The sequence below is a fragment of the Marinobacter profundi genome (genome assembly GCF_002744715.1).
Taxonomy (GTDB): Bacteria; Pseudomonadota; Gammaproteobacteria; order Pseudomonadales; family Oleiphilaceae; genus Marinobacter; species Marinobacter profundi.
Genome location: NZ_KZ319367.1, coordinates 292,193 through 315,761, shown reverse-complemented (window position 1 = coordinate 315,761; position 23,569 = coordinate 292,193). Strand labels below are relative to the sequence as shown.

The window sequence follows — 23,569 nt, the reverse complement described above, 5'->3', positions numbered from 1 at the left end:
TCCGCGATTGAATACGAATACTTACATGCGTGTGCAAATCCGCTACTCTAGCACACGCCGAGAACAGGAAAAACGTGAAACATCACAGGAGACTCCATGCCCCGACGCTTCCACGACGCCGAGGAACTTTTCCCGCCTGCCACCTTTGTCAAACGGGCACTCGCCATCATCTACGACGGCCTCATCAGCATTGCCGTCATGCTGGTGGCAACCTGGGTGTATACGATGATTGCCGGCTGGATTACCGGCTGGGAGCGCTATGAGCAGCTGGCGGAAGCAGGCCAACTGTCGGGGGATCCGGGGCTGACGTTCGTGCTGTTCCTGGTGCTCTACCTGTTCTTTGCCTACTTCTGGACCAGGATCGGCCAGACCCTGGGGATGCAGGTCTGGCGCATCCGCATCGAGAACCTGGATGGCACCTCGGTCAGCTGGAGCCAGGCGCTGCGGCGCTACCTGACGGCGGCGGCCGTGGTTTTCCTGGCCATGCTGGGGGGGTACTACCTGGGCAGCATTACCCTGCTTCTCACCTTGCCCGCCATCGCGGCACTGTTCCTTCCCATCAACGGCCTGTCGCTCACCGACCGGATGTCCGGCAGTATCGTGGTTCAGGTTCCGAAGCAAGCCAGGGCCAAGGGCTGACACGCAGCCTTGAGCGGGCCGCTAACCGGCCCGCCGCATCAGCAGCGCCCCGACCACCGCGTTGATCGCTATCGGCAACACAATCGCCAGTACCGGATTGAACCCGAACACCAGGCTCATGGGCCCGAGCAGGTCCTGCATGTACTTGAACAGCAGGCCTACGATCAGTCCGGTAAACACCCGGAAGCCCATGGTGACCGAGCGTAGCGGCCCGAAAATGAACGAAATGGCCACCAGCACCATGACCGCGGTACCTACCGGCATGAGCACCTTCTTCCAGAACGCCAGCCAGTAGGTGGCCGAACTGAGCCCCTGCTCATCCAGGTAACCGGCGTAGGTGTAAAGCCCCTCGATGGACAGGTTTTCCGGCTTGACGATCAAGACACTGAGCACCTCGGGCGACAACCCGGTGTCCCAGCGCAGGCTGTTGTGGCGCTCGCGGATGGTCTGTTCTTCACTCAGACGGGTCACTAACACATCCTGCAACAGCCAGTGATCGCCCTGGTGGATTGCCCGGCTGGCAAAGGTTGCCGACGCCATCCAGCGATTCTCATCAAAGCGGAACAGGGATACACCATGCATTACCCCGTTGGGCTGGATGGCATTCAGGTGCATGAAAGTATCGCCTTCCCGGTGCCAGACGCCGGAGGCGGATGCGATGTTCTGGCCGGCGCCCTGGGCAACCGCCTTCTGGCTCTGGGCCAGTCGCTCGAACGGCGGCGCCACATATTCACCAATCAGCACGCCCAGCACCACCACCACCAGCGCCGGCTTCATGGCGGACCAGACAATCCGCCGGATCGAAACCCCGGCAGCCCGGATCACCGTCAGTTCGGAAGAGCTGGCCATGGCCCCCAGCCCCACCAGGCACCCCATGAACGCACCCAGCGGCAGGTAATCGTAGATCCGCCGCGGCAGGGTCATGAACACATAGGCGAGCGCTTGCAGGGTCTGGTAATCGTTACGGGCGTCGTCCAGTTCCGCGATAAAACCGAAAATCAGATCCAGCGAAAGCACCACCACCATGACCAGGAACATCGCCCCGCCCACGGTCCGCATGACATAGTTATCAAGCTTGCGCATGCCGCTCCCCCTCCCTGGTGAGGCGCCGGCGGTAGAGCCAGGCCGGACCAAACTGCAGCCACAGCGCGAAGGCAAGGAACAGCGCGTGCACCCAGAGCATGCCGATCCATTCCGGCACCTTGCCGCTGGCCAGGGCATCCCGGGCGACAATCAGCAGGCCGAGGTAGGTGATGTAAACCAGCATGGCGGGCAACAGGTGGAAGAACCGGCCCTGGCGGGGATTGACCCGGCTCAGCCGCACCGCCAGCAGGGTCACAATCGGCACAATCAGCGGCAGGGAAAAACGCCAATGCAGCAAGGCACGAGCCTCGGGGTCATCGGATTTCATCAGCTCGAGGGTGCTGGCTGCTTCCTCCAGCTCACGGTCCCGGGCGCTGCCCGCCTGGATCTTCAGGCCATAGGCATCAAACTCGGTCACCTGGTAATCCAGATATCCTGGCACGCCCTCAAACCGGGCCCCGCCCTCAAGGATCAGGAAGCGACTTCCGGTTTTCTGGTCCAGCAACTGGGAACCGGTGTCGGCGGTGATAATGGTCACCCCCGGCTCATCACGGGAAAACTCGGCAATGAAGACGCCTCTCAGCTCCCGCTTGTCCTTACTGAGAGATTCGGTATAGGTCACGCGGCCGCCGGACGACAGATCCTGAAACCGGCCCGGCGCCAGCATCTCGAATTCCGTTGCCTTGCGCTGCTCGTTGAAGATCGCCTCCACCTGTTTCATACCCCAGGGCGAAACAAACAGGCTCATGGCGCCCACAATCAGCATCACCAGCAAGCTGCCGACCAGAGTCTGTCCCAGCACCTGGCGGTCACTGACACCGCAGGCAAACAGCACGGTCATCTCGCTTTCGAGGTACATCCTGCCGTACGCCAACAGCACGCCGATAAAGAAACCCAGCGGCAGAATCAGCTCCAGGAACCCCGGAAAGCGGTACGCCATGATCTGGAACAACACGTCGCCGGAAATCTCGCCCTCGGCAGCACTGGCCAGATACTTGATAAAACGACCGCTCATGAACACCATCAACAGAATGCCGGACACGGCAACCATGCTGATCAGCACCTGACGGGTAAGATATCGGAAAACGATGCTCAAAGCGGTTTCTCTCGGCCAGACCGGGCCGTTATCGATGTAAGTTCGGAATTGGCCGTATTCTATGTAACCTTGGGCACGAATGACAGACCAGCGGGTTGAGGATGGGACATTGCTTGATTAATTGCGCCCCAGCCCCAATGCTAATGACATTTGCGGCGCTCGCGATGCCTGAAGCTCGCAGCGATCTGCACCACCACCAGAACAAACCATGCCAGAACAGCCAACGGGAGTTGCCATGAATTTCACCCTCAGCAGTAAGCCCATCGTCAGTACCAAAGCCGATTGCCTGGTTATCGGATTACCGGAAAGCGGCGACTGGCCTCAAAGCACCCAGCAGGCCGATGAGGCACTGGGAGGGCTGATTGGCAAACTGAAAAAGAGCGGCGACCTGACCGGCAAGAACGGCGCAACCCAGCTCATTCCCCTGCAAGACCAGCCCTGGAGCCGCGTGCTGGTGGTCGGCACCGGCGCCGATAAGGACCGCAGCCCCGCCAGCTATCGCAAGGCTCTGGTGGCAGCCATTGGCGCCCTCAAGGACGGTCCGTCGAAGAACGCCCTGATCAGCCTGGCAGACACCCCGGTTAACGGAGACGAAGCCGTCAGTTCCGAGAGCACCAAACTGAATGTGACCGGTCGCATCCTGGAAGAACAGTTCTACAGCTTCCATCACTACAAGAGTGACAAGCCGGCAAGCCGCAAGCTGAACAAGGTTACCGTTGTCGCGTCCGGAGCTGGCAAGGCGCTGAAAGACGCTTTCAACCTGGGCCTGGCTACCGGGCGCGGCATGAACTTCACCCGCGACCTGGGCAACACCCCGCCCAACATCTGCCATCCCATCTGGCTGGCCGACCAGGCCAAGGCCCTCGCCAAGGAGTTTGACTGCATCAAGACCGAAGTACTTGATGAGAAGCAGATGGAAAAGCTGGGCATGAACACCATCCTCGCCGTCGGCAAAGGCAGTAGCCAGCCGCCACGCCTGATTGTTATGGAATACCGCGGGGGCAAAGCCAAGGACAAGCCCCACGTCCTCGTCGGCAAAGGCATCACCTTTGACACCGGCGGCATCAGCCTGAAGCCCGGCGAAGGCATGGATGAAATGAAGTACGACATGGGCGGCTCCGCCAGCGTCTTCGGTGCCATGCGAGTGCTGGCCGAAACCAGGCCGAAGATCAACGTGGTTGCCGTCATTGCTGCGGCCGAAAACATGCCGGACGGCGGCGCCTCACGGCCAGGTGATATCGTCACCACCCTGTCCGGCCAGACCGTCGAAATCCTCAACACCGACGCCGAAGGCCGCCTGGTGCTGTGCGACGCCCTCACCTACGTCAAGAAATTCAACCCGGCTGCCGTAATCGACCTGGCCACTCTCACCGGTGCCTGCATCATCGCCCTCGGCAACCACGCCACCGGCCTGCTCGCCAACAACGACGACCTCGCCAACGAACTGCTCGCAGCCGGCGAACGCACTGGCGACCGCGCCTGGCGCCTGCCCCTGTGGGACGAATACCAGAGCCAGCTGGACAGCAACTTTGCCGACATGCAGAACATCGGCGGCCGCCCGGCCGGCACCATCACCGCGGCCTGCTTCCTGTCCCGCTTCACCAAGGAGTACCGCTGGGCCCACCTGGACATCGCCGGCACCGCCTGGACCTCCGGTAAAGCCAAAGGTGCCACCGGTCGCCCCGTACCCCTGCTGGTTGACTACCTGATGTCCCACGCAGGCAAGTAATGCAGGACCAACCAGAGCACACATCAACCAACACCCCGGAGACCGGCAGCTCAGCTGCCGGCGCCTCCGGGCAGGACAAAAAAAACCAGCGTTACTGGTTCCACATCCTCGCCCAGAACACCCCCGCCGCCCGCAACCTCCACGCGGCCAAGCTGGTGGCCAAAGCCTGGCAGCAAGGTGACCGCGTCTGCATCGTGTGCGACACCGCCCGCCACGCTGAAGAACTGGACGACCTGCTGTGGAATTTCAGCCCCGATGCCTTCATCCCCCACAGCGTCGTGGCCGACTCTGCCACCACCTGCAGCGACCCGGTCGGCATCCTGCTGTGCCCGCCGGTCGCTGAAGACTGGGACACCGTCATCATCCTCTCCGCCACCCTGCCGGCCGACGCCGACCGGTTCAAGCGACTTGCCCTGGTGGCCCACAACGATCCGTCGGTACTCAACCAGGCCCGGTCGCATTTCAAACAGCTGCGGGCCCTGGGGATCGAGCCAAGAGTGCACGATCAGCGGAAACGCTGATACCCGATGCACCTCAATCATTCATCGATTGCATCACGAGCGAATTGCACGAAGTCTGTAAAGTGAATCTGGGAGATGCGTTCCAAAACCGTTGAGGGCCAGGGACGGCCCGAATCGAGCGCACATGGGTGAGGCCGAGCGTTTATGAAGCGCAGCTTCATGCGACAGCCGAACGACAGCAATCTGTGATTGCTGGCTGGACCCCGAAGGGGTGCTCGTAGCGTGTTTTGGAACGCATCTTCCAAATTCGCTCTCCACCGGGGCCCCAGTCCTGAAAAAGAAGCCAGTGGCAGAGTTCGCCGCAATCATGGCGACCATGTATAATCGGGCGTCTAATTTTCCCCTTGTGAATCAACCAAACGGTCACCAGCAGAAACCCATGGAAAAAACCTACCAGCCAGAAAACATCGAGCGCCAGTGGTACGAAAACTGGGAATCCAAAGGGTACTTCCGCCCCCGAGGAGAAAGCGCAGAGAGCGCTGAAGGCCAGTCCTACAGCATCGCCATCCCGCCGCCCAACGTCACCGGCAGCCTCCACATGGGCCATGCATTCCAGCACACCATCATGGACACCCTCACCCGCTATCGCCGCATGCAGGGCCGCAATGCCCTCTGGACCGTGGGCACCGACCATGCCGGTATCGCTACCCAGATGGTCGTCGAGCGCAAACTGGCCGCCGAAGAAGGCAAAACCCGCCACGACCTTGGCCGCGACGAATTCATCAAACGCATCTGGGAATGGAAAGAGCACTCCGGTGGCACCATTACCCGCCAGATGCGGCGCCTGGGTAACTCCGTGGACTGGAGCAACGAACGCTTCACCATGGACGACGGTTTCTACAAAGCCGTTCAGGAAGTCTTCATCCGCCTGTACGAGGATGGCCTGGTGTACCGGGGCAAACGGCTGGTGAACTGGGACCCGAAGCTGCACACCGCCATTTCCGACCTGGAAGTTGAAAACAAGGAAGAGAAGGGCTTTTTCTGGCACCTGCGCTACCCGCTGGCTGACGGCGAGCAGACCAAAGACGGCAAGGGCTACCTGGTGGTCGCCACCACCCGACCGGAAACCCTGCTCGGTGACACCGCCGTCGCCGTGCACCCGGATGACGAGCGCTATCAGCACCTGATCGGCAAGTTCGTCACCCTGCCGCTGGTCAACCGTCGCATCCCGATTGTGGCCGACCACCACGCCGACCCGGAAAAGGGTTCCGGCTGCGTCAAGATCACCCCGGCTCACGACTTCAACGATTATGCCGTTGGCAAACGCAACAACCTGCCGATGATCAACGTGATGACCCAGGACGCGAACATCCGTGAAGTGGCGGAAGTGTTCAACTCCGACGGCACCATCAATGAAGACATCAATGGCAGGATTCCCGCAGCCTACGCCGGCCTTAGCCGGGAAAAGGCCCGCGACCAGGTGGTCACCGACATGACCGTCAACGGCCTGCTCGAACGCGTAGAAGACCACGTGCTTAGCGTGCCCCGGGGTGACCGCTCCGGCCTGATCATCGAGCCCATGCTCACCGATCAGTGGTTCGCCGATGCCAAGACTCTGGCCAAGCCGGCCATCGAAGCAGTCGAGGACGGCCGTATCCAGTTTGTACCCAAGCAGTACGAAAACATGTACTTCTCCTGGATGCGTGACATCCAGGACTGGTGTATTTCCCGCCAACTGTGGTGGGGCCACCGGATTCCCGCCTGGTACGATGCCGACGGCAACATCTACGTGGGCCGCAACGAAGACGACGTGCGTCAGAAGCACAACCTGGCCGCCGATCTCGAGCTGAAGCAGGATGACGACGTACTCGACACCTGGTTCAGCTCCGCCCTGTGGACTTTCGGCACCCTCGGCTGGCCGGAAATCACCGAACGCCTGAAGACCTTCCACCCCACCGACGTGCTGGTGACCGGCTTCGACATCATCTTCTTCTGGGTCGCCCGGATGATCATGATGACCATGCACTTCATGAAAAACGAGGACGGCACCCCGCAGGTCCCGTTCAAGACCGTCTATGTTACCGGCCTTATCCGGGACGAGCACGGCGACAAGATGTCCAAGTCCAAGGGTAACGTGATCGACCCGCTGGACATGATTGACGGCATCAGCCTGGATGAGCTGCTGGAAAAGCGCACCGGCAACCTGATGCAACCGAAGCTGGCCGAAAAGATCGGCAAGCGCACCCAGAAGGAATTCCCGGAAGGCATTGCCGCCCATGGCACCGACGCCCTGCGTTTCACCCTGGCGTCCATGGCCACCACCGGCCGCGACATCAACTGGGACATGAAGCGACTGGAAGGCTACCGCAACTTCTGCAACAAGCTGTGGAACGCTGCCCGCTACGTGCTGATGAACACCGAAGGTGAAGATTGCGGGGTGAACAACGAGGCGGTGGAACTGTCCCTCGCCGATCGCTGGATTGTCAGTCAGCTGCAGACCTGCGAGCAGGAAGTCATCCGCCATCTCGACCAGTACCGCTTTGACCTGGCCGCCTACGCGCTCTACGAGTTCATCTGGAACGAATATTGCGACTGGTACCTCGAGCTGTCGAAGCCGGTCCTGAACGATGACAACGCCAGCGCCGAAGCCAAACGTGGCACCCGCCGCACCCTGGTCCGGGTACTGGAGGCTGTGCTGCGACTGGCCCACCCGATGATGCCGTTCATCACCGAGGAAATCTGGCAACGCATCGCTCCCCTGGCCGGCAAGAGTGGCGACAGCATCATGCTGCAGCCCTTCCCGCAACCGGACGCTGGCAAGCAGGATGCGACGGTGGCAGCCGACATCGAGTGGCTCAAGGGCGTGATCCTGGCAGTGCGCAACATTCGCGGGGAAATGAACATTTCGCCGGCGAAAAAGATTCCGGTACTGCTCCGGGGCGCCGATGCCGATGACCAGCGCCGGATGGACGAAAACCGCCAGTTCCTGGGCTCACTCGCAAAGCTGGAGAGCCTGGACTGGTTCACCGGTGACAAAGCCCCCATGTCCGCAACCCAGCTGGTTGGCGAGATGGAAGTACTGGTGCCCATGGCCGGCCTGATCGACAAAGAGGCCGAACTCAAGCGCCTCGACAAGGAGCTGGATCGTCTGCAGAAGGAAATCGGGCGCCTCGAAGGCAAGCTCGGCAACGAAAAGTTCACCGCCAAGGCGCCGGCCGACGTGGTCGAGAAAGAGCAGGAAAAACTGCGGGATGCCCAGGGCAGCCTGAAGCGACTGAGCGAACAGCGGTCCGAAATCGAGGCCATGTAACCCATGGCTGCCAGCGGGCTGGTACCCTCCAACCGCCCCGGGGATGGCACTGTTGCCATTCTCGGGGCGGGATCCCTGGGGCGCCTTTGGGCGGGCTATCTGCCCGCCGGCACCGCCTTGTTTGTGCCCCGTACCGACTCTCCTGACCAGTCGCGCTATCCTGTCAGCTACCAGCTTCTCTGCCCTGACGACACCGAGCGACCGGTCACCGTGGCCTGGTTCGATCCGGCCTGCCAGCTACCCGATCTTCTGCTGGTAACCACCAAGGCGCAGGATACCCTGGCTGCCCTCGAAACGGTCATGCCAATGCTGCCTGAACACACCCCTGTCGTGCTGTTCCAGAACGGCATGGGCAGCCAGCAGGCGGTAGCTGCCCGCTGGCCGGACCGTCCTGTGCTGGCGGCCAGCACCACCGAAGGCGCCAATCGCCCGGCAGCGGATATCACCGTTCATGCCGGCCGGGGCCAGACCTGGCTCGGCGCCCTCACTGCCAGCGCCAACCCGGTCATCACGAAGGTGACGGAAACCCTTGCCAGCACCGGCCTGGAGGTTATCCCAACAGCGGCGATCCTCCAGCGGCTGTGGGACAAACTGATCATCAATGCCGGCATCAATCCGTTTACCGCCCTGCTGGATTGCCCGAACGGCGACCTCCTCACCGCGCCATTATTCCTTGAGCATATTGATGCCCTCTGCAGGGAAATCAGCCAGCTGCTGGAGGCGGAGAAATTGCCGACGGCAAGCCCGCAGGCTCTCCGCCAGCGGATTGAACAGGTAGCCACCGCTACCGCCAGCAACACCTCGTCCATGCGAGCAGACGTACAGCACGGGCGTGCCACCGAGATCGACTACATCAATGGTTTTATGGTCAGCCGCGGGGCCAGGCTCGGACTGCCGATGCCGGTGAACCAAATGCTGACCGAGCAGGTAAAACAACTGTCTACGAATTACGGGCGATAACCAACGCCCCTACCGTCCACTACAGGCAACCGGAGTAATCCCATGGGTAATCGCCTTTCCAAGATCTACACCCGCACCGGTGACGATGGCTCGACCGGCCTGGCTGACGGCAATCGCATTGCCAAGAATGCCCAACGGGTTGAAGCAATGGGCACCGCTGACGAACTCAACTGCCACATTGGCATGCTGATCGAGTTCCTGGAAACCGATGACAAACTGGGGGATGTGCTGCGGCGGATCCAGCACCACCTGTTTGATCTCGGCGGCGAATTTGCCATCCCGGGGAGTCGGGTGATCGGAGACGAGCATATCCAGTGGCTGGAGACCACACTCGACGCCTATAACGAGGACTTGCCGCCGCTAAAGAACTTCATACTTCCGGGCGGCTCGCGGGCAGCCGCCCAGTGCCATCTGGCGCGAGCGGTATGCCGCCGGGCCGAACGGGTGGTGGTGGCCCTTGGTCACGAGGACTCCATCAACACCGCATCACGACACTACCTGAACCGACTGTCGGATCTGTTGTTTGTGATCGCGCGGGTACTGGCCCGCCGTAACGGCGGAGCAGAAATCCTCTGGGAACAGAAAACCTCCGGTCTCTGAAGCCCGGGTCAGGGCCCCGTCAGAGAATGCCGGCAATAACAAGCAAGGCGATGGCGCAGATCCAGATCAGCATGCTGCGGTTAAGCAGATCCCGCACTGCAATCACGCTACGGTCAGCAAACCGGCTGCATTCGTCCGGGTGAAGCTCGGCAAAACGGGCAGGATCCAGGGCATAGCCGGTCAGGGCGCTGTTGGCCCCGACGATCAGGGTCTGCTCGGTGCTGATCACCGATAACAGGGTGCTGCGCCCGCTGCGCAGCCAGCCGGACAAGTCGCCGGCAAGCCCGAAAGTACAGCTCAGCACCCGCGACGGCAGCCAGCTCACCAGCTCTGACCAGCGCTCGAACCGCTTCCGCGCGGCGACCTGTGGCCAGTGATCCCGCAAGGCAATGATACCGCGGGCCATCAGCGCAAAACCTATGCCGCCAACCACATACCAGAACGCCACCAGAAAGTAGCGCTCGAATACCGCCGCCAGGAACTGCCGCGACAACAACAGGTGCATAGCTTCCGGCGTTACCGCATCAGCCCGGTGCCGCTCCGGCAGGGAATCCCGGATATGGTGCCAGGCCCCCTGCATATCACCCCTGCCCCAGGCCATGGTGTAGGCTTCCAGATGCTGCCGCCAGCCCGGTACTCCCATCAGCACTACCAGCAGCACAAATTCGATGGGATACCCGAGGATCCGCCAGTGCGCTGCGGTCAGCAGATGGTCTCCGAGGACAAGCAGCAGCGCCGGGAGCCCCACCAGTAACAACCCCGGCCACACCCGGGATTCCTCGCCGGGAGTTGTCGTGCGACCACTACGGAACAGCCTCCGCCACAGACCGTCATGGTCCTGATGCGCCAGGTTATCCAGGCGACGGCGAAGCAGGTAGGCCAGCAGAAAAATCACGAATGCCATCAGGCAGACTCCTTCCGCTTGGTGGGGCCTGGCAACAGGCTCTGGTAGCGCGCCCAGTCAAACGCCGGACCCGGATCGGTCTTGCGGCCGGGGGCGATATCGCTGTGCCCGGTTATCCGGTCAGCGGTTATCTCCGGCCAGGCCTTCATCAGCAAGGCCGACAACTCCGCCAGGCTCCGGTATTGCCGACTGGTGTAGGGCACGTCGTCAGCGCCCTCCAGTTCGATTCCAATGGAGAAGTCATTGCACTCGTCCTCGCCGCAGAAACTGGAACGTCCGGCATGCCAGGCACGGTCCAGAAAACTGACAAACTGGACCACCGCCCCGTCGCGGCGTATCAGGGCATGGGCTGACACCTGCATGCCGGCAATTTCACAAAAATAGGGGTGAGCCGAGGGATCCAGTTCGTTACAGAAAAACTTTTCGATGCCGTCACCGCCAAAACGACCCGGTGGCAGGCTGATGTTATGGACTACCAGCAGCGAGATGGTGGCGCCATGCGGACGGACACCGAAATTGGGGGACGGACACCAGCGCGCCGACGCCAGTCTGCCTGTACTCCGCAGCCGGTCAATGGATTCGTGTTCAGGGGAGATGGGTTTGATAATGGCGTCCCGGTTCTTCTGGTTACGGAATGGGGAAATTGCCGGAAATTGAAGCACAAGTAGCCGGCGTTCGCCACACCCCGCCGGCCATCAGGCGATACCGGAACCCCTGCCGGCGTCAGTCGCGACGACTGCTGCGCAGGTTATCGATGATCGACTCCAGGGCACGGTCGAAGATCAGCCCGTCATCCAGCATGCTCAGTTCGCCACTTGCCAGCGCACTGGCGAGGTCCTCACGATAATATTCGGCCACCTTGGCGCCGTTGCGATTAACAAAGATGTATTTACCGGTGGCTTTGATAAACGCTGCCAGCTTGCAGCGAAGCTTACCCTTGTCGCTGGCAAGCTCGATCCAGGACCCCACCCTCAGGCTGTCTGCCCGGGCAAGCCACTCGGCGCGCGCAGCCAGCTCTTCCTGGTCTTCCTCGGCGACCGAACTCTCGGCACCGGCCACCGGAGCTGCCGGCTCGGCAATGACAGGCGCCGGCGCGGCCGGAACGGGCTGCGGCGGACGGTTGCGGGCAATCACCAGTTTCTGGAAGACGTCCACATGGGCCAGTTCCAGATCCCGGATCGCGCCGTCGGTGGCAAACGGATCCCAGGAAATATCCTGCAGGGCCTTACGCAGCTCATCCACAATTGTCGGGATCGCCCGCAACAGCTCAGTACGGGTGGTATCGGTAACCGGCTGGGGGTCAACACTCCAGACCAGCCGACCGGTCAGTTCGACCGCATGCTGCCAGCGAACACTGGTGTCACCCTCCCGCAGGAAAAGCCACTGGAGATACTTGCGCCAGGGTTCATTCAGCATCCCCTGGATCGGTACCGGTATATCCCGCCCCGCCGTGAGCTCCACGATCAGGTCGGTTACCGCCTGGGCAGCATATTCCTGGCGGGCGCGACCTTCCTCGGCATCACGCAGGCGCTGCTCCACCAGTTCCCGCCGGCGCCGGTCGAGATCCATGAAATGACCGAAATCCGCCAATAATTCGGCGAACATCTCGACGTTGTCGGTAAAATCATGCAGCAGACGCTCAACCACCTGCTCCACCTTCTCCCGTAATGGATCGCGCTGACCGGCCGGCTTTTCCGTCCAGCCTATGCCCGCCATCGCAAGTTCATTCAACAACTTGCGGGCCGGATGCCCGCCACGGTTGAAGAAGTTCTGGTCGCTCAGGGCCACTTTGAGTACCGGAATCTGCAGCCGGGCGATCAATGCTTTCATGACCGCCGGAAGTTGCCGGTCTTCGAGAATGAAATCGAACAACATGGAGACGAGGTTGATCACATCGCTGTCGACCTGGCGAACCGAATAGACCTTGCCACCCTCCGGCTGCAGTACCGGGCGTAACAGTTCAGCCAGCGGCACGACCCGATCGGTACCGCCACTGAGGGTGGAGATCTGCACTTCCCCCAGGCGGATCATCAGGGTACCGATATCCAGCTGCACAGCCCCCGCCGGGGCACCATCCTGCCCGGGCTTCCCTTGATGCAAAAGCTCGCTGAGCTCGGAAAACGTTGCCTGGCCGGACCCGCTGGCCTGACCGGGCGCTTGCGCCGCAGGCCCCGGGGCGCGCTGCCCGGGTTGCTGCTGGGCCTTGCCGGCGGCGGATTCTTTGGAGGCCTTCAGATCAGGCAGTACGCCTTCGCCAATCAGCAGGCGGTTGGCACCCTGGTAGAACTCGTCCAGGTTGGCGAACAACAACTTGTCGAAAAGCTTGAGGACCACCAGCTTGGCGCGGATATCAATGTCCAGATCACCGCAGGCCTCACCAAGGCCGGTGCAGAGAACTTCAGGGCTGAGTGGCATCTGCCGCTCCGCCAGCTTGACACCCGGCACCAGGTGCTCGACACGGGCCGTCAGCAATTTGATGGAATCGAGGTACCGGGTACGGAGCTTGGAAATGAGATTCTCGATTGCAACCTTCTGCTCAAGCTCGGCATGTCCGACCAGGCTGAGCGAATCGGGGCTGACATCTTCCAGTCCCGAACCGCCGAGGGCCGGATCAAACCGCCCCATTTCATTGAAGGCACGGCTGACGTACTGCAACACCGACACCGTCATGTTACGGCGCCGCAGCCGGAGCTCACGCATGGCATCGAAATAGGCCTTCTGGTCACCTTCCGAGCCGGCACGGTCGGCCATGTCAAACAGCGCATCGTCGGCATTATCGAAGAACTGCGACAACACCCGCCGCAACTCAGGGCCAGCTGTGTCACGCAGGCGGATCAGCGCAGACGGCATTGAAAAACGGTCAAACGACCCGTGCCTGTTCAGACTGACCACTTTTTGATCCTGTGCCATTCAGCTGCTCCGCTTGAAAAATCATGACCCTAGGGTTACATGATAGGCCTTTATGTCGTCACCTTGTGTCAGGTTTTGTCACTAATTGTGAACATCGGAACCATGCCACATTTTAGCTGAAAAATCACAGAGTAAGAGCCGATTCTTAAAATACTGACCACTATTTGCGCAACGGGGTGACGCAATACGTCACCCGTCACTTTCCAATCACCGCCCACCGGATTGACCAGGGCCGCATTCACCCTGATAACGGCGGCAAAGGTTGCAACTTCGTTACCGAAATGCCATTTGGACATTCCACGGCCAGGTAATAGAATCGCGGTTCTGTAGCGCGTTGAATTGCTTCGCCCTGGCTTACCTGACGACACCCGACAACGGAAACCTGCCTATGATCTGCCCTGAACTTCTCCGCCAGTCCCGTATTGAAACCGTCGCCCAGAGCCTGCGGGAAGACATTGGCAGCGGAGATATCACGGCCGCGCTGATTCCCGTCGAACGACGTACGTCGGGGCGGGTGATCACCAGGGAATCCGCGGTCATTGCCGGCACCGCGTGGGTCGACGAAGTATTCCGCCAGGTCGATCCCGCGGTCGCAGTAAACTGGCAGGTCCGTGATGGCGATCAGGTGTCACCTGACCAGGTGCTTTTCAGCCTTGAAGGCCCCGCCCGCAGCCTGCTGACCGGGGAGCGGACCGCACTGAACTGGCTGCAGACCCTGTCCGGTGTCGCAACCACCTGTCATCATTATGCCTCCCGGGTCGCCCATACCGGGGTCCGTCTGCTGGATACCCGCAAAACCCTGCCGGGCATGCGTCTGGCCCAGAAATACGCGGTGACCTGCGGCGGCTGCGACAATCACCGCATCGGCCTGTGGGATGCCTTCCTGATCAAGGAAAACCATATTGCGTCATGCGGATCGATCGCCGCAGCCGTTGCGGCGGCCCGCCAACTGGCCCCGGGGCGCCCGGTCGAAGTTGAAACCGAAAACCTCGACGAACTGTCCCAGGCCCTGGCGTGCGGCGCCGATATCATCATGCTGGATGAATTCTCGCTGGACGACATGAAAGCGGCAGTTGCACTCGCAGGGGGTCGGTCTAAACTTGAAGCATCCGGAGGAATAAATCCGGAAACGCTGGTTCCCATTGCCGAAACCGGTGTCGATTACATTTCCATCGGCGCGCTCACAAAGGACCTGAAAGCCGTTGACCTGTCCATGCGACTGGATCCGATTACCTGAGTGTTACCCAGGGTCGGCCATTCGCTGAGCGGACAGCATTGCCGGACCTCTCTGAGGCTGCCCGGAAATCAACACAAGGCTCGCAGTAGTCAGGCAGGATATCCTGATAGTGGCTGAAGATATTGGTTTCACATACAGCTGGCGTGATGCAGCCATTCGGCTGCTGATTTTTGCAGCGCTGACCCTGCTGGGAGAAGCGCTCAACATGCTGGCACCTTTTCCGGTGATCGCACTGCCGGCCGGTTACGGCCTGGCACTTCTGTACCGGCGCCAGGAGTCCGCCCTCCCCCTGGCACTGGGCGGCGCGGCCATTGCCGGTCTCGGCGCAGCACTGGTCCGCCAGCCTCCCGATGCCGTCGACATGCTCTGGCCAATGCTGAGCGGCTTCATCACTACCCTGACCCTGATGCTTGCCGGCTGGTGGAGTTATCGCAAATCCCGCGGACTTGCCTCACCGCTGTCCAGCTACCAGGCCTTTCTATGGTTTCTGGGCGCCCTGACCCTGGGCTGCCTGGTCGCCGTTCTTCCGGAACTGGCCATGTCACCGCAGCATCTCGCAGAGCTGAATCCCCCGGTTCTGAACCTGTGGCTTGCCAGCTTCCTCGGGGCGCTGGCAACCGCCGTCCCTACCTTGGCCCATGAGGGATACACCCCTACCCGCCAGGCCGCCAACCGCTCGGGTGAGGCGGTTCTCTGGCTGCTGACTCTGCTGTTTGCCCTCGCCATGATCTGGCACCAGCCACTTCAGGCACTGTTCATCCTGCTTCCGCTGATGACCTGGGCGGCAACCCGCTTCTCCCTCACCGATGCCATGTCCGGCATCTCGGTGGCCGGGCTTGGCGGGTTGCTGGCCGTGGTGGTGGGAGTGACCAGCGACAGTAATCCGGATACCGTGATACTGGCCCAGTCACTGATAACCATGATGGTGGCGATATCCTGCTATATCCGGATTTTGTTGCGGGACCGCGAGCGTATCGAAAATGGTCTGGAAGATATCGTGGAGCAGCGCACCCGCGAGCTTCAGCTGACCAATTACGAACTCAAGGATGAGATCTTCGTCCGCCAGCAAGCGGAAAAGTCCTTTCGCCGGTCATCGCAACATTTCCGGGCGCTGTTTGAAACTGCCAGCAATCCGATCATCGTGGTTGATGGCGACATTGTTATCCGGCAATGGAACAGCGCCGCCGAAATGCTGTTTGGTTACAGCCGTGACGAGGCCCTCGGCCGCAACCTCAGCACCGCATTCATCCCCCCGGAGCAAAGGGACGAGCTGGCCTGGAAGATACTCAAGCTGCTGAAGAGCGACCTGGGGCGCGACAGTCTTGAAACCGAAATTCACGGCTATGACGGCAGCCGACATCACGTCCTCTGGAACCTGAGCCGGCTGACCGAGGACGAAGACCCCGGGCGTCACCGGCTGATCATGGTTGGCCAGGACATCACCGAAATCCGCAAGACCCAGGCCCAACTGCATTATCTCGCCCATTACGATGCCCTGACCGACACCGCCAACAGGCGCCTGTTTGAGGACCGCTGCCGCCAGGCCATCACCAGTGCCCTGCGCTATGGGCACCAATGTGCGGTAATCGGGCTAGATGTCGATCACTTCAAACGGATTAACGACACCCTCGGTCACGATGCGGGAGACCAGCTGCTGCAGGAACTGGCCAGCCGTATTACCCGCTGCGTGAGGGAAGAAGACACGGTGGCACGCCTGGGCGGCGACGAGTTTGCCGTCATGCTGGCGAGAGTGAGCGGTGCCGAGGGATGTGAAAAGGTGGCACGCAACATCCTGGAGGAGATGACCCGCCCCATCCAGGTACCCGGGGGAGAGCTGGTTATCACCTCGAGCATCGGCATCACCCTCGCTCCCGCCGATGGCCGCGACTATGACCAGCTGATGAAAAATGCGGACATGGCGATGTATCGGGCCAAGAAGGCCGGGCGCAACAACATCCAGTTCTTCAGCGCCGAAATGAACGAAGAAATCCAGCGCCAGCAGGTACTGGAACAGGAATTGAGAGAAGCACTGGAACTGGGCCAGCTCGACCTGTACTACCAGCCGGTTTTTGATGCCCGCAATGGCCAAATTCAGGGGGTAGAAGCCCTGCTACGCTGGCGCCACCCCCAGCGGGGCCTGCTGGGCCCCGCCGATTTTCTAGACGTTGCTGAACAGAGCGGGCAACTGCAGGCCCTGGGGGAATGGGTCTGCCTGAATGCCTGCCTGCAAGCAAAGGCTATCCAGGCCATGAGCGGCTCACCCGTGGCCATCCGGATCAACCTGTCTTCGAGCCAGTACAATCACCCCCGCCTTGCCGGGCAACTGAGCCGGGTGATCCGCGAGACCCGACTCGACCCCACACTGCTTCTCATTGAAATCGATGAGAAAAATCTCACCCACCATCTGGACGAAGCCGGCAAGACGCTGCGACAACTCAAGAAGCTCGGCGTGGGACTGGTACTCGACCGGTTCGGCAGCGGCCTGTCATCGCTGCGCCTGTTGCGGGATCTGCCGTTCGACCAGGTCAAGATTGACCAGGATCTGCTGCAGCACGCGCCCTATGACGAAAGCGCCGGCGCGATTGTCCATACCCTGATCAACCTCGCGCGCCAGCTTTCCCTGACGGTGGCCGCGTCAGGTGTCGAAACTCCCGAACAGGATGCCTTCCTGCGTTCCGCGGGCTGCCATCAGTTACAGGGCCATCGCTTCTCGCCAGCCGTTCCCAGCCAGGAGCTGAGTGAATTGTTCCGGCGGGCCAATGCGGGGGAAATCCTGTTGCCGGAAATCCCCTTCAACTTCAGCTTTCACAATCCACCGACCAAGCCGGGAAGCTAGCGGGAAAGCAGGCGATCCATTTCTTCGAGCGCGCGCACCAGCCCGCGACCCGCCTGTTCGCGGCCGCGAAAATGTTCTTCCGCCATGGGCGCCATCCCCGAGACGGCCGGCAAAGGCTGACCGCTTTCTACCAGAATCTTCATCCGATGCAGAAACACGAACTGCAACCACTGGGTAAAATCCAGGGTATCGATGCAGAACGGCTGGGTACTCTGCAGTGCTTCCGGGGCTGGCGGCTCTGCACTCCAGGCATCAATCTCCCGGAGTTCAATTTCAATCCGGAGCAGGCTGTCAGCCACCCGCTCCAGATGTTTACTGTCCGCCATCTCATTTCCTCCGGGTTCAGTCTTCCAACTCAACCAATTCCACCTGCTCGCCGTGGAGAACCCGGAACAGGTCTTCGTACTGCCGGGTCAGGGCATGTTTGGGGGCCAGGTGAATCAGCGGTTGCCGGGCCTGATGGGATTCTTTCATCTTCACTGAGCTGGACAACCGCACCGGCAATACCGGAAGCCCCTCTTCGATCAGCTCACGCACCAGCTGGCGCGGCAGGCTGGCCCGCGGCTGGAACTGGTTGGCCACAATGCCTTCGACCACCAGGTCTTCATTATGATCTTCCTGCAGATCCCGTATCTCGTTCAGGATGTTGTACAGGGCCTGGCGGGAGAAATCGTCACAATCAAAGGGAATCAGGCAGCGTTGTGCGGCGATCAGTGCCGATCGGGTGTAGAAATTGAGCGCTGGCGCCGTATCGATGTAGATCGCATCGAAATTCTCGCCGAGTTTCTTCAACGCTTCCCGAAGCTTGTAGATCTTGTGCTTGGCTTCCAGCTTGCGTTCGAGAAAGTCCAGTTCAGGACTGGAAGGCATCACAAAGAGGTTGTCAAAGGGGGTGGCATGGACAAACTCGTCAGGGCGGCGATTGAACACCGTGAAAGCCACGGTCTGCTCCAGCATATCCGCGACGGTGTCCTTCAGGTCGGCCGCCGGCTTGCCCAGCAGGTAATGGGTAGAGTTTCCCTGGGGGTCCAGGTCTACCACGAGGGTACGTTTGCCTCTTGTCGCACTGATGGCCGCCAGATTACAGGTAATGCTGGACTTGCCCACACCGCCCTTCTGATTGAATACCACTCGTCTCATATCGCCCTCTGGCTGTTTCCCTGAGATTATTGTTGCGGCACACCGGGCCGCTGCTCTGGTTGTTACTGCCGTATCATTGTGGCTGATTACCGGCGCTTTCTACCGACCTGTGGCGCTATCGGCACTTTCCGGCATTATCGAAGCTCACCAGCCCATCACCGATTTGACAAAAGGGATGGTCAGCCTGCGTTGCGCCTGCAGAGAGTTTTCATCAAGCCGGTCCAGAATTGCCAACAGCTCCGCCAGCTTCCGAGGTGCCCGCCGGAGGATAAAGGACGCCACTTCGTCCGTCAGTACCAGCCCGCGCTGCTCCGCCCTGGCACTGAGAATCTTCAGGCGGTCATCATCACGATATACCCCGAGCTGCAGCACCAGGCCATGTTGCAGGCGCGATTTGAGATCCTGCAAGCCAAACGGGACGTTGACCGGCGTGTCCGATAGACTGATGAACAGGCGATGCCCCCGATCCAGTACCCGGTTATAGAGATGGAAAACCGCCTCTTCCCACTCCGGCTTGCCGGCAATCAGGTCGAGGTCATCCAACCCTGTCAGCTCCTGATTTTCAAGGCCGAGCAACGCTTCTGGCCCGAATGGCAACAATTCTCCCATGCTGACACACACGGCACTGCTGCCTTGCTGTTCGAGGAGGTGACAGGCAGCCTGCAACAGGTGACTCTTTCCGGTATCGGAATCCCCGCACAGAATCACCACAGGCATATCGGTATCGCCCTGACATACCGCTGCCAACTGCCTTGCCGCAGCGGCATTACGATCGCCGAGGAAGTTAACGAACCGAGCGTCATCCCTTAACCGGACGCCAAGGGTCAGCTGGGATCCACTCATTGCTTCTTGGCCCTCCAGGCCCGGCAGCCCCAAACAGCCGTGTAATGGCCACCACTGATGATCGCAGACACCGCGACCAGCCAGATGCCTGCCTCGAGTACCCAGCCCTGCATGGGCAAACCGGCCAGCAGCACAATTATGGCCAGTGCCACGACAATCTGAATAAGGGTGTTGAGTTTACCCGGAATGCTCGGCTCCATATCGAATTTGCCGATGCCGTAGTGAAAGGCCAGCCCGCCCGCCACAATCAGCAGATCGCGCCCCAGCACCAGCAAAAACAACCAGACCGGCAAAACGCCGGTCAGGGTGAGCATGAGATAGGCCGTAATAAGCAGCGCCTTGTCGGCTAGCGGGTCCGCTATTGCGCCCAGCCGGGTCCGCCAGTTGAAGTGACGCGCCAGGTACCCGTCAAAACCATCGGTAATGGCGGCCACGAAAAACACCGCCAGCGCCAGCCGGTAGCTCTCTGCCAGTAACGCGAGGGCGAACGGAATAATCAGCAGAATCCGCAGGAACGTCAGGGCATTCGGAATCCAGCGCCAGCGTTGCCTCATTTCGTGACTCCAGCCAACCGGTCGCTATTCTCCGGTCGGCCTGCCTGCGCCGGGCGCAGACTGCCAGCGGTAATGCAGCACCTGGTAGAGCGACTCGAAGGCCTGCTCAACTTCCTGCCCTTCCACCATCAATGGCTGATACTTGAACAGCGGATCGGCAACACCCGGACCGCCGGCAACGGCGGTGTCGCCGGTGGTCGCGACACTTTCAGACATTGCCGGGGCAGCAGCACCTGCAGCTGCAGCACCCTCTGTCGGGGAGCGTCCTGCCGCGGAATCAGTCGCAGCGGCTTCCGGCTGCTCTGCCCCGGACCGGGGTACGAAGCGCGCATCCAGTGCAATGTGCTCCTTGAGCTGGTCCAGCTCGCCGGAAAACGCCACACGAATAGTCGCACGTCGGCTGGTTACCCGCACCGGATCGACAGACTGGACCGGCGCCATGCCGTCAAGCGCGGCTTTCACCTCGGCGTAATCGTCAAGACTGGCGACCTGGTCAAGGACAATATCGACCTGGGGCAACTCACCGATCTCGCCAGCCGCCACCGCGTAGGTTGACGCCAGCAGATCCGCCCAGCGCCCTACCACCCGGGCCGCCAGCGCGTCCGGCGAATCCGCCGTTACCGAGGATTCGCTTTCGTCAAAACCTGCACCTTCATAGATCCAGGTGGCGCGCCACTGCCCGCCACTCCGACTCACCCGGACGGCGGCCAGCAAGTCGTGCTCGACATTTTCCGAGGCGGTTCGCAGGCGGCCCATGAACTGCCCCCAGATATCGGACATCAGATCCCGGTCACCGGAGAACCTGGCCGGTGGAAACGCAAGCGGTAACCCGCGGTCGGATGCCGCTTTGGTGAAAGCGCGGTGCCAGTCTGCGGACGAGCCTGCTGCGGATTCCACCAGCAGCTGCCGGCCACCGGTGCCCTCGACGGCAATCCAGCCCAGGCTGAGCGGGCGATTGGCGCCCCATACCGGAGCATCGAGAGAAGCCAGTGCCTGATTGACACCCACCGCCCCGAACGTCATCCGCAGGCGGTCGCGGGGATTGTCACTGTCGGCCCGCAGCAGCTGATAGGACTGCAGGAAGGTTTCGGCCCGGCCAAGAAGGTCGGCGGCCCCCTCGCGACCAAGCACGTCGTCACTGCCGGAAACCCGCAACAGGACGCGGCTGAGCCCTTCCTCATAGCCGGCCTGCAAATCTCCCGGCGCGGATCCCGCGACCGGAACCTCCACGGAATAGAGCCCGGTTACGGTAACCGCGCCCGCCGGCGCGATGAATGTTCCCACGAGAATCACGGCCAGCAACAACCGTTGAATCATTCGCGCTGCCTGCTTTGTCATTGGTCCGGAAAATGGCATGAAGCACCCTGCATATCGCTTGAATGGCGCATAGGATACACCAAGGCCACTTTACTGAGTAGCAAACCGCTCAATTGCATTTGGAGCGCTCCCCGGCACCTGTTAAAATCCGCGTCCTGACTCACTTGCCAAACGGTTGCACACACCATGAGCGAAAAAAAGCCCTCCCTAACCTATCGCGATGCGGGCGTTGATATCGATGCCGGCAATGAACTCGTAAACCGCATCAAGGAGACTGCCGCCCGCACCCGCCGGCCGGAAGTTCTCGGCGGCCTCGGGGGCTTTGGCGCCATGGTTGCGATTCCCGCCGGATATCAGGAGCCGCTGCTGGTATCCGGTACTGACGGCGTCGGCACCAAGCTGCGCCTGGCCATGCAAGTGGGCAAGCACGACACCATCGGGATCGACCTCGTCGCCATGTGCGTGAACGACCTGGTTGTCGGTGGTGCCGAGCCGCTGTTCTTCCTGGACTATTACGCCACCGGCAAACTCAATGTTGACGTGGCGGCCGAGGTTGTCGCCGGCATCGGTAAAGGTTGTGAACTTTCCGGTTGCGCCCTGGTGGGCGGCGAAACCGCCGAAATGCCCGGCATGTATGAAGGTGACGACTACGACCTGGCCGGGTTTTGCGTCGGGGTGGTGGAGCGAAGCAAGGTTATCGACGGCAGCCGCGTTCAGGAAGGCGATGCGCTGATCGCCCTCGCCTCGTCCGGCCCCCATTCCAACGGCTACTCGCTGATCCGCAAGATCCTTGAAGTCAGCAATGCCGACCTGGACCAGCCGATCGGCGACACCACGCTCGCCGCCGCGCTGATGGAGCCTACGCGGATCTACGTCAAGAACCTGTTGCAGCTGTTCCGCGAAGTTGACGTCCGCGCCCTGTCCCACATCACCGGTGGCGGTCTGCCGGAGAACATTCCCAGGGTTCTGCCCGACGGCGTTTGTGCGGCGATCGATACCGCCAGCTGGCAGCTGCCGCCGGTATTCCAATGGCTGAAAGACGCCGGCGGCGTCGCCGACAACGAAATGTACCGCACCTTTAACTGCGGCGTTGGCATGATTGTCTGCGTACCGGCCGACCAGCGCGAACTGGCCCTGGATACCCTGGCCGCGATGGGCGAACAGGCGTGGCAGATCGGCGTCATCGAACGCCAGCAGGACGCCGCGGCCGCGCCGCTTGTACGCTATGCTCCGGGGCTGCTGGGCCAATGATTGCAGCGGAAGTCACCCTGCCCCGCATTCTGGTGCTGGCCTCAGGCAGCGGCACCAATCTGCAAGCCCTGATCGAGGCTGCCCGCGAGCGGGATTTTCCCGGGCAGATTGTCGCCGTCGGCTGCAACCGGCCCGGCGCGTTTGCCCTGGAGCGCGCAGCTCAGGCCGGCATCGAGACCTTTACCGTCGACCATACCGGCTATGATTCCCGGGAGGCCTTCGATGCAGCCCTGCTGGCCGCCATAATGAAGTTCAATCCCGACGTGGTGGTACTGGCCGGATTTATGCGCATCCTGACGGCAGATTTTGTCCGTGCGCTGAAGGGCAAGATGCTCAATATCCATCCCTCTCTGCTGCCAAGGTACACCGGCCTGAACACCCATCAACGGGTGATTGATGCCGGTGACACCCTGCACGGCGTCTCCATCCACTTCGTCACCGAAGACCTTGACGGCGGGCCCGTCATTGCCCAGGCGGAAGTCCGGGTGGATCCTTCGGATACGGCAGCAACGCTGGCTGAGAAAGTACAACGCCAAGAGCATATCCTGTATCCGGTGGTGATCCGCTGGTTCTGCGAGGGTCGCATCCAGCTTGACGGCCACCAGGTCCTGTTTGACGGCGCGGCCCTTGAGGGTCCGATGCGCCTGGGCGCAGACGACTAGCCCCGGGGATTAACAGACGGTCACGGGACTGTGCGCA

Annotated in this window: 21 protein-coding genes; 10 read left to right on the top strand and 11 right to left on the bottom strand. The window is 61.1% G+C overall.

All coding sequences use genetic code 11. From position 1 onward, the window contains the following. Positions 1-96 precede the first annotated feature (96 nt). Positions 97-639 carry an RDD family protein gene (locus tag CLH61_RS01360; protein WP_099612909.1) on the top strand — a complete coding sequence of 181 codons (543 nt, stop codon included), beginning with the start codon at positions 97-99 and terminating at the stop codon, positions 637-639. Positions 640-660: 21 nt separating this feature from the next. On the opposite strand, the gene lptG is transcribed toward CLH61_RS01360, so the two are convergent. Continuing rightward, the gene (lptG, locus tag CLH61_RS01355) at positions 661-1,722 is read right to left on the bottom strand and encodes an LPS export ABC transporter permease LptG (RefSeq protein WP_099612908.1); all 1,062 of its coding nucleotides are present in this window, start codon (positions 1,720-1,722) and stop codon (positions 661-663) included. After that, on the bottom strand, positions 1,709-2,818 hold the full coding sequence (gene lptF / locus CLH61_RS01350; RefSeq protein WP_099612907.1) for an LPS export ABC transporter permease LptF: 1,110 nt from the start codon (positions 2,816-2,818) through the stop codon (positions 1,709-1,711). Before lptF ends, lptG begins: the two co-directional genes overlap by 14 nt. Before the next feature lie 235 nt (positions 2,819-3,053). On the opposite strand from lptF, the gene CLH61_RS01345 reads away from it, so the two are divergent. The 5 genes from CLH61_RS01345 (at position 3,054) to CLH61_RS01325 (ending at position 9,878) form a co-directional block, all read left to right on the top strand. Continuing rightward, positions 3,054-4,547, top strand: a complete 1,494-nt coding sequence (locus CLH61_RS01345; protein ID WP_099612906.1) for a leucyl aminopeptidase — start codon at positions 3,054-3,056, stop codon at positions 4,545-4,547. After that, the gene (locus CLH61_RS01340; RefSeq protein ID WP_099612905.1) at positions 4,547-5,068 is read left to right on the top strand and encodes a DNA polymerase III subunit chi; all 522 of its coding nucleotides are present in this window, start codon (positions 4,547-4,549) and stop codon (positions 5,066-5,068) included. The genes CLH61_RS01345 and CLH61_RS01340 overlap by 1 nt, the downstream gene beginning before the upstream one ends. 379 nt (positions 5,069-5,447) lie before the next feature. Then, positions 5,448-8,318, top strand: a complete 2,871-nt coding sequence (locus tag CLH61_RS01335; protein ID WP_099612904.1) for a valine--tRNA ligase — start codon at positions 5,448-5,450, stop codon at positions 8,316-8,318. Between the two features lie 3 nt (positions 8,319-8,321). Continuing rightward, positions 8,322-9,278: a ketopantoate reductase family protein gene (locus CLH61_RS01330; protein ID WP_099612903.1), complete on the top strand. Its 957-nt coding sequence runs from the start codon at positions 8,322-8,324 to the stop codon at positions 9,276-9,278. A 42-nt stretch (positions 9,279-9,320) separates the two neighbouring features. Further along, entirely contained in the window at positions 9,321-9,878 is a 558-nt protein-coding gene (locus tag CLH61_RS01325; protein WP_099612902.1) for a cob(I)yrinic acid a,c-diamide adenosyltransferase, read from the top strand. Between the two features lie 19 nt (positions 9,879-9,897). Here the strand turns inward: CLH61_RS01325 and CLH61_RS01320 are convergent, their stop codons facing one another. The 4 genes from CLH61_RS01320 to CLH61_RS18275 form a co-directional block, all read right to left on the bottom strand. Further along, positions 9,898-10,782, bottom strand: a complete 885-nt coding sequence (locus CLH61_RS01320) for a histidine kinase (RefSeq protein WP_099612901.1) — start codon at positions 10,780-10,782, stop codon at positions 9,898-9,900. Further along, positions 10,782-11,357, bottom strand: coding sequence for a 1,6-anhydro-N-acetylmuramyl-L-alanine amidase AmpD (gene ampD, locus CLH61_RS01315; protein WP_228152509.1), 576 nt, complete (start codon positions 11,355-11,357; stop codon positions 10,782-10,784). The genes CLH61_RS01320 and ampD overlap by 1 nt, the downstream gene beginning before the upstream one ends. Before the next feature lie 148 nt (positions 11,358-11,505). Continuing rightward, positions 11,506-13,692 carry a DUF1631 domain-containing protein gene (locus CLH61_RS01310; RefSeq protein ID WP_099612900.1) on the bottom strand — a complete coding sequence of 729 codons (2,187 nt, stop codon included), beginning with the start codon at positions 13,690-13,692 and terminating at the stop codon, positions 11,506-11,508. A gap of 68 nt (positions 13,693-13,760) precedes the next feature. Further along, a complete protein-coding gene (locus CLH61_RS18275) occupies positions 13,761-13,988 on the bottom strand; it encodes a hypothetical protein (protein WP_143752052.1) in 228 nt (75 codons plus the stop codon). Positions 13,989-14,080: 92 nt separating this feature from the next. Here CLH61_RS18275 and nadC point away from each other — a divergent pair, with 92 nt between their 5' ends. Both nadC and CLH61_RS01300 read left to right on the top strand, forming a co-directional pair. Further along, on the top strand, positions 14,081-14,929 hold the full coding sequence (gene nadC, locus CLH61_RS01305) for a carboxylating nicotinate-nucleotide diphosphorylase (RefSeq protein WP_099612899.1): 849 nt from the start codon (positions 14,081-14,083) through the stop codon (positions 14,927-14,929). 109 nt (positions 14,930-15,038) lie between these two features. After that, the gene (locus CLH61_RS01300) at positions 15,039-17,765 is read left to right on the top strand and encodes a putative bifunctional diguanylate cyclase/phosphodiesterase (RefSeq protein WP_099612898.1); all 2,727 of its coding nucleotides are present in this window, start codon (positions 15,039-15,041) and stop codon (positions 17,763-17,765) included. Here CLH61_RS01300 and CLH61_RS01295 read toward each other — a convergent pair. From CLH61_RS01295 to CLH61_RS01275, 5 genes are all read right to left on the bottom strand, one after another. Further along, positions 17,762-18,091 carry a YqcC family protein gene (locus CLH61_RS01295; RefSeq protein WP_099612897.1) on the bottom strand — a complete coding sequence of 110 codons (330 nt, stop codon included), beginning with the start codon at positions 18,089-18,091 and terminating at the stop codon, positions 17,762-17,764. The genes CLH61_RS01300 and CLH61_RS01295 overlap by 4 nt on opposite strands. A 16-nt stretch (positions 18,092-18,107) precedes the next feature. After that, entirely contained in the window at positions 18,108-18,905 is a 798-nt protein-coding gene (locus tag CLH61_RS01290) for a ParA family protein (RefSeq protein ID WP_099612896.1), read from the bottom strand. Positions 18,906-19,049: 144 nt separating this feature from the next. After that, entirely contained in the window at positions 19,050-19,748 is a 699-nt protein-coding gene (hda, locus tag CLH61_RS01285) for a DnaA regulatory inactivator Hda (protein WP_099612895.1), read from the bottom strand. Further along, positions 19,745-20,302, bottom strand: coding sequence for a CDP-alcohol phosphatidyltransferase family protein (locus CLH61_RS01280; RefSeq protein ID WP_099612894.1), 558 nt, complete (start codon positions 20,300-20,302; stop codon positions 19,745-19,747). Before CLH61_RS01280 ends, hda begins: the two co-directional genes overlap by 4 nt. Positions 20,303-20,326: 24 nt before the next feature. Then, positions 20,327-21,619 carry a DUF2066 domain-containing protein gene (locus CLH61_RS01275; protein ID WP_228152492.1) on the bottom strand — a complete coding sequence of 431 codons (1,293 nt, stop codon included), beginning with the start codon at positions 21,617-21,619 and terminating at the stop codon, positions 20,327-20,329. 186 nt (positions 21,620-21,805) lie between these two features. Here CLH61_RS01275 and purM point away from each other — a divergent pair, with 186 nt between their 5' ends. Continuing rightward, positions 21,806-22,870: a phosphoribosylformylglycinamidine cyclo-ligase gene (purM, locus tag CLH61_RS01270; protein ID WP_099612892.1), complete on the top strand. Its 1,065-nt coding sequence runs from the start codon at positions 21,806-21,808 to the stop codon at positions 22,868-22,870. Next, positions 22,867-23,532: a phosphoribosylglycinamide formyltransferase gene (purN, locus tag CLH61_RS01265; protein ID WP_099612891.1), complete on the top strand. Its 666-nt coding sequence runs from the start codon at positions 22,867-22,869 to the stop codon at positions 23,530-23,532. The genes purM and purN overlap by 4 nt, the downstream gene beginning before the upstream one ends. Positions 23,533-23,569 lie beyond the last annotated feature (37 nt).